This is a genomic window from Phyllobacterium myrsinacearum, from assembly GCF_002980555.1.
GTDB lineage: Bacteria > Pseudomonadota > Alphaproteobacteria > Rhizobiales > Rhizobiaceae > Phyllobacterium > Phyllobacterium myrsinacearum.
This window is the reverse complement of record NZ_PVBT01000001.1, coordinates 1-17709: the sequence shown is the minus strand read 5'-3', so window position 1 is coordinate 17709 and position 17709 is coordinate 1. Positions and strand designations below refer to the sequence as shown.

General features: G+C 59.6%; 18 protein-coding genes and 1 tRNA gene. 7 read left to right on the top strand and 12 right to left on the bottom strand.

Going from position 1 to position 17709, the window contains the following annotated elements:
- Positions 1 to 73: 73 nt before the first annotated feature.
- The 5 genes from C5750_RS00095 to C5750_RS00075 all read right to left on the bottom strand — a co-directional run bounded on the left by C5750_RS00095 (position 74) and on the right by C5750_RS00075 (position 4352).
- A complete protein-coding gene (locus tag C5750_RS00095) occupies positions 74 to 295 on the bottom strand; it encodes an aa3-type cytochrome c oxidase subunit IV (protein ID WP_105731851.1) in 222 nt (73 codons plus the stop codon).
- A 147-nt stretch (positions 296 to 442) separates the two neighbouring features.
- On the bottom strand, positions 443 to 589 hold the full coding sequence (locus C5750_RS00090) for a DUF3096 domain-containing protein (protein WP_091878304.1): 147 nt from the start codon (positions 587 to 589) through the stop codon (positions 443 to 445).
- Positions 590 to 708: 119 nt separating this feature from the next.
- Complete coding sequence (locus tag C5750_RS00085) at positions 709 to 3015, bottom strand: putative bifunctional diguanylate cyclase/phosphodiesterase (RefSeq protein ID WP_105731850.1); 2307 nt, start codon at positions 3013 to 3015, stop codon at positions 709 to 711.
- A 223-nt stretch (positions 3016 to 3238) separates the two neighbouring features.
- Entirely contained in the window at positions 3239 to 3751 is a 513-nt protein-coding gene (locus tag C5750_RS00080; RefSeq protein WP_105731849.1) for a hypothetical protein, read from the bottom strand.
- Positions 3744 to 4352 carry a CGNR zinc finger domain-containing protein gene (locus C5750_RS00075; RefSeq protein ID WP_105731848.1) on the bottom strand — a complete coding sequence of 203 codons (609 nt, stop codon included), beginning with the start codon at positions 4350 to 4352 and terminating at the stop codon, positions 3744 to 3746. The genes C5750_RS00080 and C5750_RS00075 overlap by 8 nt, the downstream gene beginning before the upstream one ends.
- 65 nt (positions 4353 to 4417) lie before the next feature.
- Here C5750_RS00075 and C5750_RS00070 point away from each other — a divergent pair, with 65 nt between their 5' ends.
- The gene (locus C5750_RS00070) at positions 4418 to 5317 is read left to right on the top strand and encodes a branched-chain amino acid ABC transporter permease (protein ID WP_105731847.1); all 900 of its coding nucleotides are present in this window, start codon (positions 4418 to 4420) and stop codon (positions 5315 to 5317) included.
- Here C5750_RS00070 and C5750_RS00065 read toward each other — a convergent pair.
- Complete coding sequence (locus tag C5750_RS00065; RefSeq protein ID WP_105731846.1) at positions 5314 to 6063, bottom strand: SDR family NAD(P)-dependent oxidoreductase; 750 nt, start codon at positions 6061 to 6063, stop codon at positions 5314 to 5316. The two genes, C5750_RS00070 and C5750_RS00065, sit on opposite strands and share 4 nt — an antisense overlap.
- Positions 6064 to 6332: 269 nt before the next feature.
- Between C5750_RS00065 and C5750_RS00060 the strand changes: the two genes are divergently transcribed.
- Both C5750_RS00060 and C5750_RS00055 read left to right on the top strand, forming a co-directional pair.
- Positions 6333 to 6914: a TRAP transporter small permease subunit gene (locus C5750_RS00060; protein WP_105731845.1), complete on the top strand. Its 582-nt coding sequence runs from the start codon at positions 6333 to 6335 to the stop codon at positions 6912 to 6914.
- Complete coding sequence (locus C5750_RS00055; protein ID WP_105731844.1) at positions 6907 to 8670, top strand: TRAP transporter large permease; 1764 nt, start codon at positions 6907 to 6909, stop codon at positions 8668 to 8670. The genes C5750_RS00060 and C5750_RS00055 overlap by 8 nt, the downstream gene beginning before the upstream one ends.
- Positions 8671 to 8730: 60 nt before the next feature.
- Here C5750_RS00055 and C5750_RS00050 read toward each other — a convergent pair whose 3' ends face one another.
- Positions 8731 to 9837, bottom strand: a complete 1107-nt coding sequence (locus C5750_RS00050; protein ID WP_105731843.1) for a TRAP transporter substrate-binding protein — start codon at positions 9835 to 9837, stop codon at positions 8731 to 8733.
- A 261-nt stretch (positions 9838 to 10098) separates the two neighbouring features.
- On the opposite strand from C5750_RS00050, the gene C5750_RS00045 reads away from it, so the two are divergent.
- The gene (locus tag C5750_RS00045; protein WP_105731842.1) at positions 10099 to 10869 is read left to right on the top strand and encodes a gamma-glutamyl-gamma-aminobutyrate hydrolase family protein; all 771 of its coding nucleotides are present in this window, start codon (positions 10099 to 10101) and stop codon (positions 10867 to 10869) included.
- Between the two features lie 7 nt (positions 10870 to 10876).
- Here C5750_RS00045 and C5750_RS00040 read toward each other — a convergent pair whose 3' ends face one another.
- The 4 genes from C5750_RS00040 to C5750_RS00025 all read right to left on the bottom strand — a co-directional run bounded on the left by C5750_RS00040 (position 10877) and on the right by C5750_RS00025 (position 14057).
- Positions 10877 to 11320, bottom strand: a complete 444-nt coding sequence (locus tag C5750_RS00040) for a hypothetical protein (protein WP_105731841.1) — start codon at positions 11318 to 11320, stop codon at positions 10877 to 10879.
- Between the two features lie 98 nt (positions 11321 to 11418).
- A complete protein-coding gene (locus C5750_RS00035) occupies positions 11419 to 12438 on the bottom strand; it encodes a LacI family DNA-binding transcriptional regulator (protein ID WP_105731840.1) in 1020 nt (339 codons plus the stop codon).
- 144 nt (positions 12439 to 12582) lie between these two features.
- A complete protein-coding gene (locus tag C5750_RS00030) occupies positions 12583 to 13476 on the bottom strand; it encodes a DMT family transporter (RefSeq protein WP_245420942.1) in 894 nt (297 codons plus the stop codon).
- Positions 13477 to 13565: 89 nt separating this feature from the next.
- A complete protein-coding gene (locus tag C5750_RS00025; RefSeq protein ID WP_105731839.1) occupies positions 13566 to 14057 on the bottom strand; it encodes a MarR family winged helix-turn-helix transcriptional regulator in 492 nt (163 codons plus the stop codon).
- 335 nt (positions 14058 to 14392) lie between these two features.
- Between C5750_RS00025 and C5750_RS00020 the strand changes: the two genes are divergently transcribed.
- From C5750_RS00020 to C5750_RS00010, 3 genes are all read left to right on the top strand, one after another.
- Positions 14393 to 15142 carry a creatininase family protein gene (locus C5750_RS00020; protein ID WP_425350399.1) on the top strand — a complete coding sequence of 250 codons (750 nt, stop codon included), beginning with the start codon at positions 14393 to 14395 and terminating at the stop codon, positions 15140 to 15142.
- A 109-nt stretch (positions 15143 to 15251) separates the two neighbouring features.
- A complete protein-coding gene (locus C5750_RS00015; protein WP_105731837.1) occupies positions 15252 to 16370 on the top strand; it encodes a CobW family GTP-binding protein in 1119 nt (372 codons plus the stop codon).
- On the top strand, positions 16370 to 17344 hold the full coding sequence (locus C5750_RS00010; protein ID WP_105731836.1) for a WD40 repeat domain-containing protein: 975 nt from the start codon (positions 16370 to 16372) through the stop codon (positions 17342 to 17344). The genes C5750_RS00015 and C5750_RS00010 overlap by 1 nt, the downstream gene beginning before the upstream one ends.
- 239 nt (positions 17345 to 17583) lie before the next feature.
- On the opposite strand, the gene C5750_RS00005 is transcribed toward C5750_RS00010, so the two are convergent.
- Positions 17584 to 17660: transfer RNA gene (locus C5750_RS00005), tRNA-Met, on the bottom strand.
- Positions 17661 to 17709: the final 49 nt, after the last annotated feature.

Sequence of the window (17709 nt, the reverse complement as noted above, 5' to 3'; positions counted from 1 at the left end):
GCAGGCCCGCTCATGCAAGCGGATGTCAACAGGATTATCCGCCCGGCTCATGAACAACGCTGATGGAGCGTGTTTACAGAACGAACCAGGCAGCAACACAAATAAGAATAAACAGAATGGTGGCGGAGAAGAAGCCGCCGACGAAAAAACCAAAAGCCATCGCAACCATCAAGGCTACGCAGATAATCACACCCCATTTCGACAGAGCGATGAACAGATCATAGGTCTTTTCATGCTCGTTGTAGTCCATGGGTGCGCCCAGTTCTGCGGGCGCCGTGTCGTGATGTTCAGCCATGTTCAAACCTCATAAAGTCTTAGTCCTATTGGCAATAGCGAAAAGCCCGCAGCAGCGCAATGCGCAGATGGTCGCTGAAAAGCCTCCCAATCGATAAAAATGGCACCTGCGCTGATTTTACCGGCCGGGCATTTCGTCCCGCTGCGTTCAGCTGAGCAGATGCGGGAAAAGTCCGGTGACGCCAATGATGATCAGATAGAGCGCAACCACGTAATTGAGCAGGCGCGGCGCGATCAGGATGATGATCCCCGCGATCAGCGCAACGAGCGGCGCAATGGCAATTTGTGCAATCATGACAACGGTACTTTCCTGTTGAGTCTGGTCTTGTCGGTGGCCGGAGTTTTGGACAAGATCGGCAACAGGTCAAGCGCAAGTGTGCAGATCGTGCCGGAGAAGCGGTGCCTGCCGCTCCCTCAGCCGGCCGCCGCGATCCCGCCGTTGCGGGGCTTTACCGGCAATTGCACCATCTCGATATCGAAGTTCTTGGCGATATTCTCCGCCGTGGTGGCCGCGCCGTAAAGAAAGCCCTGCACATATTCGGCGCCGATCCAGCGGTTGATCAAGGCAAACTGTTCCCGCGTCTCCAACCCCTCGATTGTCACGGACAGGCCAAGCTCATGCGTCATCTGGACAATGCCGCGCAGAAGTTTCAGCGAACGGCCCTCCTCGGTGATATCGGTGATGAAGGAGCGGTCGATCTTCACCTTGGTGACCGGCAAATCCTTCAGATAGCTCAGGCTGGAATAGCCGGTACCAAAATCATCGATGGCCACCTGCAGCCCCATGGCCTTCAGGCTTTGGAGAACGCCTCCGGTTGCCTCCCGGTCCGTAATGATGGCGCCTTCCGTCACCTCGACTTCGATCATCTCCGGTTCGACATTGTGACGCAGAAGGGCGGAACGGATGATATCGGCCATGTCCATGTTCTGCAGGTCGTGCGACGACAGATTAATGGAAACTGCAATGCGCGACCCCCAGAGGCTGCAGTCCTTGATGGCCTGTTCCACAACGTTTTGGGTCAGGTCCGAAATCAGCCCCATTTCCTCCGCCATGGGAATGAACTCCGCCGGCGAAATCGGCCCGTATTCCGGATGGTTCCAGCGCGAAAGCGCTTCGCACCCGACCATGCGCAGGGTGCGGACGTTGATGATGGGCTGATAGGCCACCGACAGCGTACCCTCGGCAATGGCCCTGCGCAGATCCGACTTGAGCCGCTGCTTGCTGCGGAAGGACTGGTCCATTGTCTCGACGAAGACCGCCCAATGTTTCTGGCTGTCCTTCTTGGCGACATCAAGCGCCAGATCCGCATTCATGTGCATGACCGCCAGATCAAACTCCGCTGCGCAGACGATCACCACCCCGGCATGCGCGCCAGTCAGGATTTCATGGCCGGAGATCGTGTACTGGCCCGATATCGTTGCCATGATGCGCTCGACACTCTGCAGCAGATCATCACGTGTGGCAGCCTGGAACAACAGCACGAATTCATCGCTGCCGAAGCGGGAAATCACCGGGTGCTTCACGTCGACCGAGGCAAGCCGGTCGGCAAAGGCGCGCAGCAACTCATCGCCGATGCGATGGCCGAACGTGTCGTTGGTCCGCTTCAGACCGTCGACATCGACGACCATCAGGGCAATCTGCGTGCCCGGCTCGATGCCATCGGTGTAGGTCCTGGCAATCTCGGCGAACTGGCTGCGATTGGGCAGACCCGTCAGGCTGTCATAGCGCGCCATGCGGCTGATCTGCGCCTCCGCTTCCGCCCGCCGGGTCACATCCTGAAAGATCAGCACCGTGCCGTGCTCCGGATCCGGCGTTGCGGTGAATTCATAATGGCGCTTGGCGGGGGAGACGAACATGTCGCGCTCCTTGCGGCCGCTGAGCAGGTCCTGCATCTTGCCGGACAACGAAGCCTGCGTTTCCTCGGGGAAATAGGCTTTCACGCGGGCAAGCCGCAACAAGCTCTGCAGGGAATGGCCATGAACCTGGTCGGGTTCGTCAAAGCCCATCATTTTCGCCGCTTTCATGTTGGCGACGGTGATCGTCTGGTTGCGATCGAACATCAGCAGGCCTTGCGGCATGCCGTTCAGCGCAGCGTCGAAGTGGCTGACGACAACGCTCAATTGCTGTTTGCCCAGCAGTGCATCCCAGAGCGATTGCCGCAGCTTGGACGCAATGCGGATGTTGCTCCAGAAATAAGGCAGGATCAGCAGCGCCAGCAGCCAGTTGTAAATGCCGCCCAAGAGCACGAATGTCAGGAACAGCGGCGCCAGGACACCAATGGACATGCCAATGACGACAGTCGGCGAAACGTAGTTGCGCGTGACCAGCGCCACCATCGATGCGACCACAATTGCAACGCTGGTGATGGCAGCCGAGGGGTCCGCGAGGACATAGATGCTGACCAGGCAAAGCAGGCCGAGCAGGATGCACGTGCTGATGGCCCCGACGAGATAGCGCCACTCCCATGTCCGCAGGTCGGTCATGGTGGCGGATGAAAGATCTTTTTGTTCGAATGCGTTGGCGTTTGCAGTACGCCCAAGCACAATCAGGAAGAATGCAAGGGCAAAAGCCGCGTAAATGGGGTGATCCGTTTTGACGTAAATAACGAGTGTCGCAAGAATCTGGATGACGGAGGTCCACCAGACAGCCTTCTTGTTCGCGTAAAGCGTGCGAAGAAACAAAATTTCGAGAAAAATACTCTCGTTGCGTTCAATTTTCATCAAAATGTCCGTGAATAACTGTACCCATAATTGGATACGTTAACGAATACTTTCGAACAAACGCCAACGATACTCAGATTATGTATGAGGCATGCATTTAGAATATTTATTTGCCCCCCATGTCAAACTGATATTTATCAAATGGGAAACAGAATTACCAATTCCTAAAGGGATTGAACCGGCGTCATAAACCGGCACCGCATGTTGGCCCCGGCCTGAAGGATCAGGCCGGACAGGCGACAGCATTGCTGTCGGGCTTGTCCTTGTCCGGGTTGGGATCGTAGAACGGACCGACCACCAGCGGCCTGTTGGGCAGCACGGACTCATCCGTATCGGATATCATGGTCCGGCTGATCGTCTGCAGCAGCTTGCCCCCGGCATCCTCGAGGCGGATCGTGACCTTGTATTGGCGATCGGCTTTCACGCATTTGACGGGCGGGCTGTCGACCGAAATCTTTTCGGCCGCAGGCCAGACGTTCTGCCGGACAATGAACGGCTCTCCCCCAGCCGGGTTTTCAAAGGTGGTCTCAAGCACGGCATCATCGGGAACCTTGCGGACCTTTGTGAGCGTCAGATGATAGGTCGCCTGGGCAATCCGGTAATTGAAGACAAACAGCTTTCCGGCAACGGCGAGATAGTCGCCCTCGCCGGAATCGCGGCAGGCCGCCAGGGCCAATGCGCCTGCGAGTACGGGCAACAGAACAAGCCTGTGCCAGCGCGTCACGCCCCTATCCATGACCGGAGTCCGATGATTCGCGGTTGCGGCGATAGTGCCTTTGCGCCTTGGCGCGGTTTCCGCATACGGTCATGTCACACCAGCGGCGGCTGCGGTTGCGGCTTTCATCCAGATAAAGCCAATGACAATTCGGGCAAATCTTGACCCGCCCCAGCCGCGCCGGCTCCAGAAGCCGCATGGCGGACAGGAAAGCGGCGGTGCCAAGCGACAGATCGCGCGCGCCCATGCCCGATCCCGGCAGCGCCAGGTCCTGCCTGCCCGGTTCATCGCACACCAGCGCCGAGCCAAGCTGCAGGAACGCGGCCATGTTCGCGGGCTGAAGCCCTCCACCCCGCACAGCCGTGCGGAAGAGCGTGTTGATGGCCTCGCGCACGTCGATAAGCCGGTTGATCTGCGCCGGATGTTCCGGCGGGCGGAAGCGGGCATCGCCCCATTCGCCCTGCCGGAACTGCGCCGCAGCCCGGGCAAAGCCTTGCAGTTGCGAATGATCTGAAAACCGGTCCAGCGCCCGGTCGGGCGCATCACGGAAAACCACCGTGTTGGCCAGATCGAGAGCCAGCACGCCGCCACTGAATCGATGCGCATTCCAGTCAAAGGTCATGGTAAAATTCTAACTGGTAAAATCAATTTTGCAAGTTAGTATGAATGGAAATCTGCGGGTGACCGATGGCCTATTTCCTTCAACTGCTGATCAATGGCCTGCACAGCGCCGCGCTTTACGCGCTGCTGGCCTATGGCTATGTGCTCATCCATGGGCTGACCCATCGGACGGATCTGTCGCTCGGTGCCCTGTTTGCCTTTTCAGGCCAGACATTCATTCTGGCCACGGCGTTCGGCTGGACAGTCCTGTGGATGACATTGCCGCTGGCGCTCGGGTTCGGGCTGGTGGTCGCTGCCATATATGTCGGCCTCGGCGGCTACGCCATCGCCAGACTGATCTACGCGCCGCTCGAGACAAGCAGCCGGAACACGATTCTGGTGGCAACGCTCGGCCTCAGCATATTCCTGATGGAGCTGTCGCGGCTTGCCGCCGATACCAGGGATTATTGGCTGCCGCCGATGCTGGCTGAACCGGTGCCGGTGCTCGGCGCGGCTGCCGGCATCAGCCTGACCCGCATCCAGCTGATCAATATCGGCGTGGCCCTGATTGTCATCGCCTCGGGCGAACTGGTCATGCAACGCACCAGCGCCGGACGGATTTGGCGCGCGGTGAGCGACGAGCCCTTCGCGTCGTCCATGTGCGGGATCGACCCGCGCCGCGTCCGCACGCAAGCGATCCTTGCCGCCTGCGCGGTCTGCGCCCTCGCCGGTTTTCTCGCAGCGCTCTATTACGGCAATGTCAGCTTCAACACTGGAATGATCTTCGGCCTGAAAATCCTGTTCATCACCGCCGCCGGCGGCCTCTCAAGACCGCTGCATGCGGCATTGGGCGCTGCCGCAGTCGGTGTCGTCGAATCCCTGTGGGGCGGGTATTTTTCGGTCCTGTGGCGCGATGCCGCCGTCTTCGCGCTGCTGGTGTTTGTTCTCGCCCTGCGCACGAACAACAATGAGGCGGAGAGAATTTAACCCTGCAGGCTGTGGCCACCGTCAACGGTGATGACGGTACCGGTGATGTAACTGCTGGCGTCCGATGCGAGCAACAGGACGGCGCCGTCGATGTCCTCGGGATCGCCAAGCCGGCGCATCGGGTTTTTGCCCTTGAGGAACCCTTGTGCCGGACCGTTCATGATGGATTCGTTGATGCGCGTCGGAAACCACCCCGGCGCAATGGCGTTCACCCGGATCGCATGGGACGCCCATTCCAGCGCCAGGGAGCGGGTCATCTGGCTGATCGCGGCCTTCGACATGGCATAACCCGCCGACCCCTTGACCGGGGCATCGGCAAGGATGCTGGACGAATTGATGATCGACCCGCCGACCCCGGCGGCAATCATCCGCTTGGCTGCCTCCTGGGCCACGAAAAATGCGCCCTCCACATTCACTTCAAAAATGTGCCGCAGCTGTTCACGCGTCGTGGTCAGCGCGCGCTCCATCGTGGCGACGCCGGCATTGTTGAAAACCACCGTGACTGTTCCAAGCCTCTCCTCGGCCTCATCAAACGCCCGCCCGATATCGGCGGCAACCGTCACGTCGGCAAGAATATTGAGAATGTTGGGGCTGTGTTCATGGTCCGGCGCCGATGTGCGCGAAATGGAGACAACATGTGCACCATGCGCGGCAAGCACCTGGACCATCCGCAGGCCCAGACCCGACGATCCGCCCGTTACGGCAATGGTTTTTCCTGCAACGGAAAGAGAAGAGGCACCTGTCATTACAATAAATACCAACCCCGGACTGCTTTACTCACTGTTAGACTGCCCGTGCAGCGATGACAACACCGAACCGGCACCGCCGCGAAAACGAAGGCCAGAGCGCGATATCGCGGGTTGATGCACCGGTATCAGGCTGGTAACACTTCAGATGGAATATTCGGGAGGGATAGCCGAAACCAACGCATTGCCGCCGTTTTCACGAGCGGCCGAAGGCTGTCCAGACGCGTTTCCCGGCAACGGAGGGTTGCCGGACGAGGGGGAGGAACTGCATGCCGGCTTTGCTTGCCGTATCGAGAGTCATTGACCGTTTCAACGCATTTGTCGGCCGCAACGTCGCCTGGCTGATTTTCCTGGCCGTGGTGGTGAGTGCCGGCAACGCCATCGTGCGCAAGGTGTTCAACCAGTCATCCAATGCCTGGCTGGAGTTGCAGTGGTTCCTGTTTGGCGGCGCGTTCATGCTGGCCGCAGCCTATACGCTGCAGCAGAACGAGCACATCCGCATCGATATCGTCTACGGCGCCTTTTCGCGCCGCGTGCAGCACTGGATCGATCTTCTCGGGCATCTGTTTTTCCTGATGCCCTTCGTCCTTCTCATGTGCTTTTACTTCGTCCCCTATGTCAGCCTGTCCTACCGCAGCGGCGAAGGATCACCCAGCGCCGGCGGGCTGGTGCAATGGCCGGGCAAGCTGATCCTGCTGGTTGGCTTCCTGCTTTTGGCCATTCAGGGCGTTTCGGAAATCATCAAGAAAATTGCGGTGATGCGCGGCGACATCCCCGATCCCAACCCGCCTCTCAGCCTGGAAGAGATAGCGGAACAGGAAGTCGCCATGGCGGAGGCGCGCAATGATTGAATTTATTGCGCAGAACATGGCGCCGATCATGTTCGCTTCGCTGATCATCTTCATGCTGATCGGCTATCCCGTCGCGTTCGCCCTTGCGGCAAACGGGCTGCTGTTCTTCTTCATCGGCGTTGAACTTGCCCCCTATTCCAACGGCACGATCACCCTCGACTGGCCATTCCTCTATGCCCTGCCCGAGCGGTTCTGGGGGGTGATGTCGAATGACACCCTGCTCGCCATTCCGTTCTTCACCTTCATGGGCATCATCCTTGAACGGTCGGGTATGGCCGAAGATCTGCTCGATACGATCGGCCAGCTGTTCGGCCCGATTCGCGGCGGCCTTGCCTATGCCGTCATCTTCGTCGGCGCCCTGCTTGCCGCCACCACCGGCGTCGTCGCGGCATCGGTCATCTCCATGGGCCTGATTTCACTGCCGATCATGCTGCGCTATGGCTATGACCGCCGTGTCGCATCCGGCGTGATCGCTGCGTCCGGCACGCTGGCGCAGATCATTCCGCCATCCCTCGTGCTGATCGTTCTGGCCGACCAGCTCGGACGTTCCGTCGGCGATATGTATCACGGCGCACTGATCCCCGGCCTCGTGCTGACGGGGCTTTACATGGTCTATGTCCTGACCCTGTCCATCTTCAAACCGAAATCCATGCCTGCACTTCCCGCCGAAGCGCGCACATTGGGATCGGGCGTCACATCGCTCATCATCGCCCTGGCTGTTGCCGGTGCGATCGCCTATGCGGCGATTGTCTGGCTGACACCCGTGGCGGGAACCAATGCGGATATCTGGGGCGCGACCATCGGCACCATCGCCGTCTACGTGTTCGCGCTGGCGGACCGCTCATTCCACCTCAATCTGATGTCGCGGCTGGCGCAGCAGGTCATCATCGTTCTCATTCCGCCGCTCGCCCTGATTTTCCTCGTCCTCGGCACGATCTTCCTCGGCATCGCGACGCCGACGGAAGGCGGTGCCATGGGGGCCGTCGGCGCCCTGCTGATGGCCGCATCGAAGGGGCGCCTCGGTTTCAGCGTCGTCAACCAGGCGCTGGCCTCAACGACCAAACTGTCGTCCTTCGTGCTCTTCATCCTGCTTGGTGCGCGGGTGTTCTCGCTCACCTTCTACGGCGTCAACGGCCAGGTCTGGGTCGAACACCTGCTGGTATCCCTGCCGGGTGGACAGGTCGGCTTCCTGATCGTCGTCAATATCCTCGTGTTCTTCCTGGCGTTCTTTCTCGATTTCTTCGAGCTTGCCTTCATCATCGTGCCGCTGCTTGCACCGGTGGCGGACAAGCTCGGCATCGATCTGATCTGGTTCGGCGTGCTGCTCGGCATCAACATGCAGACGAGCTTCATGCATCCGCCCTTCGGTTTTGCCCTGTTCTATCTGCGCTCGGTCGCCGCCAAGGTGCCCTATATGGACAAGATCACCGGCAAGAAAATCCAGCCGATCACCACGGGACAGATCTACTGGGGTGCCGTGCCTTTCGTCGGCATCCAGATTCTCATGGTGGCCCTGACGATCATGTTCCCGCAAATGGTGATGCACTACACCGGCCCTGCCAGCACGATCAATCCGGCAACCATCCAGATTCCGAATTCCGATCTCGGCGGCGGCCTTGGCGGCGGTTTGGGTGGTGGACTTGGCGGCGGGCTTGGTACCGACCTCAGCGCGCCGCCGCTTGGCGGTCCGGCGCCCAACCCGGCGCAGCCCGCGCAGCCGGCAGCGCCGGATTTGAGCCAGCCGCCCAAAATGTGACGGCAAACATGAAAAAGCCCGGCAGCGATGCCGGGCTTTTTGTTTGGTGAAACGACGGAGCTAGAGCTTGCCGTTGCGCTGCTGAACCATCATGAACGTATCGAAGGTGTATTCAGCCACCTGAGCATAGAGGAAATGCTCGTTGCGGAAAGCCTTGATGGAGTCCCAGATCTTCTTGAACGGTGCGTTGGTGGCTTCGATTTCCGCATAGACCGTATTGGCCGCCTCGAAACACGCATTGAGGACTTCCGGGGTGAACGGGCGCAGCTGTGCTCCGCCGGCAACCAGCCGCTTGATGGCCGGAGGATTCACATAGTCATACTTCTGCAGCATGTTGGCATCGGTTGCCTGGGCCGCCGTGCGGAACAGTGACTGGTAGCTTGGCGGCAGCGAATCCCATTTCTGCTTGTTGACCATGAAGCTGACCGTCGGGCCGCCTTCCCACCAGCCGGGATAGTAATAATAGGGCGCCACCTTCTGGAAGCCGAGCTTTTCATCATCATAGGGGCCAACCCATTCGGCCGCATCGATCGTGCCCTTTTCCAGCGACGGATAGATGTCGCCGCCGGCGATCTGCTGCGGCACGACGCCGAGCTTCTCCAGCACCTTGCCGGCAAAACCGCCGACGCGCATCTTGAGGCCCTTCAAATCCTCGACGGTCTTGATTTCCTTGCGGAACCAGCCGCCCATCTGCACGCCGGTATTGCCGCCCGGATAGGCCTGCAGGCCCTGCTTGTTGAAGAACTCGTTCATCAGGTCAATACCGCCGCCCTGATACTGCCAGGCATTCATGCCGCGGGCATTCAGCGCGAAGGGAACGGCAGCCCCCAGAGCCCAGGTGGGGTCCTTGCCCCAGTAATAATAGGCAACGGTGTGGCACAATTCGACCGTACCTGCCGCCGTCGCATCCGCCGCCTGCAGCCCCGGAACAACTTCACCCGCCGCGAAGGGCTGGATGACAAAATTGCCGTCTGTCGCTTCCTTCAGATATTTCGACAGGACCTCGGCACCGCCATAGATCGTATCGAGTGATTTTGGAAATGACGACGCACAGCGCCATGTGATCTTCGGCATCGACTGCGCGATGGCCGGCGCAGCCAGCGTGGTAGCCGCAGCCACCCCCGCGCTCGCATATCCGGCATTCCTGATGAATGAACGACGATCCATATACTCTCCTCCCGTATTTTCGGTTCGGACCCCCCGGACAATCAGTCCATTTCTCCCGGTCCGCCGACCACCATACACACTCGACTCTTCAAGTCCAGACGCTGAAAACACAAACGGAGCGCGGTGCAAAGCCGGCGAAAATCCGGGGAAACCTCACAGAAAAGCCGTCTTTGCGGCTGAATGCGTCTTAAGGTCCGGACCCATTGGAAACACCCCCGAACTGCACTACATTCTATCGAGATTTGTTTATGGAGCATTCCCATGCGGCAGCCACTCGTCGCCATCACATCCGACGTTCGCGCCTTTGAAAACTACACGTGGCACGCAGCGCCCGACCAGTATCTGAAAGCGGCCTACGAGGCGGCGGGTGTCATTCCCCTGATTGTCCCGTCTTTCGGCGAGGGCCTCGATATCGACGCCATTCTTGACGGCGTGGACGGGGTTCTGGTGACGGGCTCCAAATCCAATGTCCACCCATCGCTCTACGGCGTCGAGCCCACCGAGGCGCACGAGCCCTACGATCCCGCCCGTGATGCGACCTCATTGCCCCTGATCCGGCGCGCCATCGAGCGCGGTGTTCCGCTGCTCGCCATTTGCCGGGGTATTCAGGAGCTGAACGTGGCGCTTGGCGGCACGCTCGCCACCGAAATCCAGGAACTCGACGGCCGCATGGATCACCGGGCGCCGCAATCCGAGCAGCAAGCGGAGCGCTTTGCCATCCGCCACCCCGTGCGCATCAAGCCGGGCTCGTGCCTCGCCAATGTCATGCAGGCGGATACGGTTCAGGTCAATTCCGTGCACCGGCAGGCTATCGACAGGCCCGCGGCCCAGCTCGATATCGAAGCTGTGGCGGAAGACGGCACGATCGAGGCGGTCTCGGTCAAAAATGCCCGCGGATTTGCCGTCGGCGTGCAATGGCATCCGGAATACTGGGTGAAGAGCGACAATCCCTCGCGCAAGATTTTTGCCGCTTTCGGTGATGCCGCCCGGGCGCACAAGGCCAGCCGCGAAAGGCTTCAGGCGGCGGAATAGTGCCGGACTAGAACAGCGTCAGCCCGCTCGCCGACAGCGAGAGCAGGACGGAACGCGGCGCAATGCTGACATAGGCCCGTCCGTCGCCGGGGCTGAATTCAACGATGGTTTTCCCCGCCTGATCCGCAAGAGCAATGGTTCCGTCCTGATTGTTGCGCCACTCCTTTGCCCCTGCAAGGGGCGCATATAGTGCCGCGCAACCCTCGGCAACGCGCGCCGCATCATGGCCCGGCATGCCATTGCCCTGCGGGAATATCTTGCACTTGGCCGCGCCTCCCGGACTGCTGATGAGAAAGGCGGGCCGGTCAAACTCTGTCAGTCCAATGGAAGCGGTGGTTGTCGGATCAACCTGCAGGGATGGCGTGCTTGCAGACGACAAAAAATCCCCAAGCACCGCAGCGGCGGCGAAAAAGGCGGCAAGGCCAATCCCGGCAGGCAAACTCAGCTTCACGACGATCTCCCCGGGGATTACTGGCTTGGGGAGACCTTAGGCAAACAGCCTTAATCAAGCTTTAAGCCGCCCGCTGAAAACGCGGCGATGAGCCCGGCTTACCGTTCCTTGGGTTTGGACGTGGATTGGCGGATGCGCAGTTCCGGCTTGATCAGCTCCTGCCGGGCATGGGTATCGGCGCCATTGAGCTGATCGAGCAGGGCGCGCGCTGCACGCTGGCCGACCTCGCGCTGACCGTTCCAGACGGTTGTCAGCGCTGGCGTGGCAATCGCCGCCTCTTCCAGGTCGTCATAACCGGTCACGGAAATATCGACGCCAGGCAGCAGCCCGGCACGGGCAATGCCGTTCATCATGCCGATGGCAGCCAGGTCATTCCAGCAGACGGCCGCCGTGGGATGATCCTTCAATGCCAGAAACTGCGGGGCCGCATCAAATCCGGCCTGCTTGGTGCGCGGCCCGGGAATGCGCCACTCCGGCTTGACCTCAAGCCCAGCCTTCTGCATCGCCAGAAGATAACCCTCATAGCGGTCGCGGCCGGTCGAGGTCTGGTCCGTGCCGCCGACCATGGCAATCCGCGTATGGCCCAATGAAATCAGATGGTTCGTCGCCAGGCTGATACCGTAGGAATCATCACCCCGGAACACCGGCACATTGGCATCCTTGACCGAGCGTGCAATCAGCACCACCGGCAGGCCATTGTCTTCGGCCATGCGGATATCCTCAGCCGGTGTGCCGATGGCCGGCGACATGATGACGCCGTCACCGCCCAATTGCAGGACGGTCTCGATGAATGTGCGCTGCTTGTCGAGCTGGTCGTAATGGTTCGACAGGATGAAGGTCTGGCCGGAGCGATCAAGTTCACCCTCGATGGCGCGCAGGATTTCGGCAAAGAACGGGTTCATGATGTCATGAACCACCACACCGACAATGCCGGAACGCGACGTCCGCAGGCTGGCCGCACGGCGGTTGTAGATATAACCGATGGCGCGCGCGTGTTCCTTGATCTTTTCGCGGGTCTGGTCGGCAACAAGGGGACTGTCACGCAGCGCAAGCGATACGGTTGCAGTGGACACTTTCAGCGCGTCGGCAATTGTCGATAGTTTGATCTTTTGCGCCAAAAACCGCCTCCCCGCCGTCTAGCCAGACAAGTACATTGTCATTCTCTGGCGTTATGCCATTGCAACCCGATAAATCAAAGCCCTTTCGCCGCCTGTGCTCTGCAAAGCAGCATTGAACCGGCTACGCCCGGATGCGGACGCCGGTCAGGACTGCCGCCGCAACCGGTGCTCGCGATGCACGACGTAAAGCCCGCTGCCGATGACGATGACCGCGCCGACAAGCGTGTAGACATCGGGAAACTGGCCAAAAAACACATATCCGAACGCCAGCATCCAGACGATCTGCAGAAACGGGTAAGGGGCGAGTGCGGCCGTGGTGGCGCGCCGGTAGGCGAGAATGATGAAATAGTGCCCGACCCCGCCGAAGAAACCGAGCATGAGCAGAAGCATGATCTGGAACCAGGTCTGCGGCATCATGGCCTCGGTGATGGCGGGCGAAATCAGCACGGCGGGCGCGAGCGCGGAGAAAAAGATCAGGCTTTCCGGTGATTCGGTGGCAGCCATGCGGCGGGTCAGAAGCACGTAGAGCGAGTAGCTGAGCATGGCCAGTATGGAATAGGGCAAGCCGGGATTGAGCGTTCCAAAGCCGGGACGCGCGATGATCAGCACGCCGATGAACGCCACGATGATCGCCGCCCAGCGGCGCCAGCCAGCCCACTCCCCCAGCAATGGTCCAGCCAGGGCAGCAATGACCATCGGCGCGGCGAAGGTGATCGTGATCGTCTCGCCCAGCTGCATGGTCTGCAGCGCGTAGAAGTTGAAATAGGTAGAACCGAACAGGCACAGGCCGCGCAGCAGCTGAAAGCGGATGCTCTTGACCCTGAACAGCGCCGGATTGGTCCAGCCGCGAAAGAAGATGAGAACCAGCACCGCATGCTCGGCAAACCGCATCCATGAAATGAATGCGGGCGGGATGCCCTGGAGAACCAGGTATTTGGCGCTCGAATCCAGACAGGAAAACAGGATACCTGCCGCAAAGATGTAAAGAATTGCGGCAGCAGGAACGGCTTCCTGAGAGGAAGGAGCGGGTACGGACAAGGAGCTAACCAATCAGACGGCGGGAAGTGCCATCATGTTAGCAATTTCACAGCATTTGTAACGGTAAATCGCCCGGAGCGAAGAGAAAACTACTCTTCGTCGCCCTCGTCATCCTCGTGGTCATCGTCAGGACCGGTCTGGCGCAGCAATTCGGCAGCCGACAAATTGATCTCCAGCCGCTGCAGCATTTTGATCAGGGCCTTGCGTTCCTTCTTGTCGAAACCCTTCATCGCATCCTTCTCGGTCTTGCGGATGGATTTTTCGATCGCCCTGATTGCTTCATTGCCGGTATCGGTCAAAAAGATATGCGCCTGGCGCTGATCTGTCGCCGATCCTTCCTTCTTGACGAAACCCTGTGTTTGCAGCCGGGAAATGGTTTTGGTGATTGTCGGCGGCCGGACGCCGAGGCGTTTTGCCAGAACGCTCGGGGACAGGCCGTCCTCATGCGCCAGTTGCAGCATGACGGCATCCTGCCCGGCATAGAAACCATGGGCCAGCAGCCGGGTTGCCAGGGCCGTTCGCGTCAAGCGAGCGGTTGATTGCAGTCGATGAAGGATGAGAGGCTTGCGTTCCTTGACCATTCAGATTCCTGCTCGCTGTGAACCCATTGTCCGGTTGATGATAAGGCGGCTAGCTCTTTTTGGTAAATGGCAATTATCAGGCGAAGAATATCGGCGCTGCACAGTCCTCAATTGTATCGAAAACAGCCCTTGGCGCCCCAACATTCAGCTCCGCACCATAAGTCCAATCCCCCGATGAATCCGCGTTACAATTCTTATATGACATTCTGATGAAATTTGCCGACGAATTGCTGCCGCGCCCGAAATAAGCCTGTAAAAATCCATCTGCGGGCGCCTATCCTCGGTGCATCGCGCCATTTATGCTAACAGCATCCATGCAACCCCGTGAGTGCCCCATGCCCGCTTCCGCCGCCAGAACGATTGCCCTTCTTCCGCTTGGCGCCCACGAGCAGCATGGCCCGCATCTGCCGTTCGAGACCGATACGCTGATTGCGCAAGGGCTTACCGGGCGCCTGAAACAGGCGCTCCCCTCCACCCTTGCGGTTGATATCCTGCCGGTTGAACCGGTCGGCTACTCCATCGAGCACATGGATGTGGACGGCACGAAGACGCTCGCCTTCGACGCGGCTGTCCGGCGCTGGATCGACATCGGCGAGGGCGTCGCCGCGCGCGGCCTGTCCAAGCTGGTGATCCTCAACGCCCATGGCGGCAATGCACCGTTGATGACCATCGTCGCGACGGAACTGCGCGTTCGTTGCAATATGCTTGCCGTGGCAACAAGCTGGACACGGTTTGGTTTGCCGGATGGCTTGATCTCGCCGGAAGACAAGGCGCTCGACATTCATGGCGGCTTTATCGAAACATCGGTGATGCTGGCGCTCTACCCGGAAACAGTCGATATGACCAAGGCGCAGAACTTTGATTCGAGCCAACGCGCCTATATTGGTGACTACAGGCACCTGCGCGCCTACGGCCCGCACGCGTTCGGCTGGAAGATGTCGGATCTCAACCGGCTGGGCGTTGCCGGCAATGCGGCCCGCGCCACGGCGGAAGCGGGCGAACAGATCATTGCCCACAGCGTGAAAGGCATCATCGAACTGCTTGAGGATGTCGACCGCTTCGACGTTGCGGTTTTGCGGCCGTGACAGGCTCAATCCGGTTGAACAAACCATTCATGCAATTGAATACAGTTGATGTAGCAAAAGCGGCTGCGATCACCTATATCCTGTGTTCATCCATTCAAAGAGGCACACGATGAGTGAAGCTCAGACGACCACCAGTGCAGCGCCCGACGCGGTGCGCGCGCCCCAAATCCCCGTTACCGTCCTGACCGGCTATCTCGGTTCCGGCAAGACGACGCTGCTCAACCGCATTCTCAGCGAAGACCATGGCAAACGCTATGCTGTTATCGTCAACGAATTCGGCGAGATCGGCATCGACAATGATCTGATCGTCGAATCCGACGAAGAAATCTACGAAATGAACAATGGCTGCATCTGCTGCACGGTGCGCGGCGATCTGATTCGCGTTGTCGAGGGCCTGATGCGCCGTCCCGGCCGTTTCGACGCCATTATCGTCGAAACAACCGGCCTTGCCGATCCCGTCCCCGTCGCCCAGACCTTCTTCATGGATGACGATGTACGCAGCAAGACCATGCTGGATGCCGTCGTGGCGCTCGTCGATGCAAAACACCTGCCGCTGCGCCTGAAGGACAGCCGTGAGGCGGAAGACCAGATTGCCTTTGCCGATGTCGTCCTCCTCAACAAGACCGATCTGGTTACGCCGGAGGAACTCGCCGCCGTCGAAGCCACGGTGCGCGCCATCAATCCCTATGCCGTCATTCACCGGACCGAGCGCGCCAGTATTGACCTGACGCGGGTGCTTGACCGCGGCGCTTTCGACCTGACGCGCGCCTTGGAAAACGATCCGCATTTCCTCGACCACGATCACCCCGATCATGCCTGCGGCCCCGATTGCGACCATGATCATGATCACGCGCACCATCATCACGATCATGGGCATGATCACGGGGGGCATGATCACCATCACCACCATGATCATGCCTCGCCGATTCACGACACAACGGTTGTTTCGGTCTCCTTGCGTGCCGGCGAACTCAATCCCGACAGATTCTTCCCGTGGGTGCAGAAGATCACCCAGGAACAGGGCCCGAATATCCTGCGCCTCAAGGGCATTCTCGCCTTCCGCAACGATCACGAGCGCTATGTCATCCAGGGCGTCCATATGATCATCGAGGGCGATCATCAGCGGGCCTGGAAAGACAACGAAAAACGCGAAAGCCGGCTTGTCTTCATCGGCCGCAACCTCGACCATGATGCGCTGAAATCCGGACTTGAAAGCTGCCTTGCCTGATGCCGACCATTGCCCCGCTTGATCTCGCCGGCCATTGCGTTGACGCGCGCTTTATCCAGGATGTCCCCTTCTTCGCGCTTGCCGACGGCAGCGTGCACCGGCTCGACAACGGCCACAAGACCGTGGAAGCCCATGACGGCCTTCTCTGTGCCATCGCCGCATTCGATGGTAAGTCACTGCTTACGAGCGGTGAAGATGGCCGCGTCTGCTCGATCGGCCTGAACGGGGAAGTCACCGAGCTGAGCAGGATACCGCGCAAATGGATGACGGCTCTGGCGGCAGCACCCAACGGCGCCATAGCCTATGCCTCGGGAAAAACCGCCTGGGTGCGCGCACCCGACGGATCCGTGCGGGAACTCACGCATGAACGCAGCGTCGAAGGACTTGCCTTTGCGCCCAAGGGCCTGCGGCTGGCGGTCGCCCGCTACAACGGCGTGACGCTGCACTGGCCGGCAACCAACGGCACACCGACCGAGCTTGAATGGAAAGGTGCCCATGTCTCGGTGATTTTTTCGCCCGACAACCGTTTTCTCGTTACCTCCATGCAGGAGAACGCCCTGCATGGCTGGCGCCTGGAAGACAACCGTCATATGCGCATGACTGGTTATCCCAACAAGGTCAAAAGCTGGTCATGGAGCCCCAAGGGGAAGTGGCTGGCGACATCTGGCGCACCGGCAACGGTCGTCTGGCCGTTTTCCGGCAAGGACGGTCCGATGGGCAAGGCGCCGCTCGAGCTTGGGACCCGCGGCGACAGCACGGTGACGGCAGTGGCCTGTCATCCGGTCGAGGATATCGTCGCCATCGGTTATTCCGACGGCATGATCCTGGTCGGGCGCTTCGGCGACCAGAAGGAAGTGCTGCTGCGCCGCCCCGGCAGGGGCGCGATTTCGTCCATGGACTGGGACAGGACCGGGCACCGTCTGGTGTTCGGCAGCGAGAGCGGCGACTGCGGCGTGGTTGATATCACCGCATAGGTTGCACTGTTATTCTTGCCCCTTTTATAAACACCAGAACCCGGTTTATGGTGGGGTTTTGGTATTTTGTGAGAAGCTGGTTCTGCGATTGTGAGTTGGTTTTGGTTTTGGGGAGAGGCTTTGTCCGTTCGGCCTTAAAACAGTCTGGTTGACTGTTTTGCCGGGCTTTGCCCGGACGCCCTCACCCTTCAGGTTATGAGCCTGACGTGAGACTGGGTGTTTTGGGATTGTGTTTGTGTTGGTTGCGGGGACAGGATTTGAACCTGTGACCTTCAGGTTATGAGCCTGACGAGCTACCGGGCTGCTCCACCCCGCGCCACCATATCCGGCGATTGCCGTTTTGTCGGTCTGTCCTCGGGCTTTGC

Coding starts and splice junctions, on each gene's coding strand:
- C5750_RS00090 (WP_091878304.1), bottom strand. CDS start 589: ATGATTGCACAAATTGCCATTGCGCCGCTCGTTGCGCTGATCGCGGGG.
- C5750_RS00045 (WP_105731842.1), top strand. CDS start 10,099: ATGCGGCAGCCACTCGTCGCCATCACATCCGACGTTCGCGCCTTTGAA.
- C5750_RS00070 (WP_105731847.1), top strand. CDS start 4,418: ATGGCCTATTTCCTTCAACTGCTGATCAATGGCCTGCACAGCGCCGCG.
- C5750_RS00020 (WP_425350399.1), top strand. CDS start 14,393: ATGCCCGCTTCCGCCGCCAGAACGATTGCCCTTCTTCCGCTTGGCGCC.
- C5750_RS00010 (WP_105731836.1), top strand. CDS start 16,370: ATGCCGACCATTGCCCCGCTTGATCTCGCCGGCCATTGCGTTGACGCG.
- C5750_RS00075 (WP_105731848.1), bottom strand. CDS start 4,352: ATGACCTTTGACTGGAATGCGCATCGATTCAGTGGCGGCGTGCTGGCT.
- C5750_RS00055 (WP_105731844.1), top strand. CDS start 6,907: ATGATTGAATTTATTGCGCAGAACATGGCGCCGATCATGTTCGCTTCG.
- C5750_RS00085 (WP_105731850.1), bottom strand. CDS start 3,015: ATGAAAATTGAACGCAACGAGAGTATTTTTCTCGAAATTTTGTTTCTT.
- C5750_RS00025 (WP_105731839.1), bottom strand. CDS start 14,057: ATGGTCAAGGAACGCAAGCCTCTCATCCTTCATCGACTGCAATCAACC.
- C5750_RS00015 (WP_105731837.1), top strand. CDS start 15,252: ATGAGTGAAGCTCAGACGACCACCAGTGCAGCGCCCGACGCGGTGCGC.
- C5750_RS00060 (WP_105731845.1), top strand. CDS start 6,333: ATGCCGGCTTTGCTTGCCGTATCGAGAGTCATTGACCGTTTCAACGCA.
- C5750_RS00050 (WP_105731843.1), bottom strand. CDS start 9,837: ATGGATCGTCGTTCATTCATCAGGAATGCCGGATATGCGAGCGCGGGG.
- C5750_RS00095 (WP_105731851.1), bottom strand. CDS start 295: ATGGCTGAACATCACGACACGGCGCCCGCAGAACTGGGCGCACCCATG.
- C5750_RS00065 (WP_105731846.1), bottom strand. CDS start 6,063: ATGACAGGTGCCTCTTCTCTTTCCGTTGCAGGAAAAACCATTGCCGTA.
- C5750_RS00080 (WP_105731849.1), bottom strand. CDS start 3,751: ATGGATAGGGGCGTGACGCGCTGGCACAGGCTTGTTCTGTTGCCCGTA.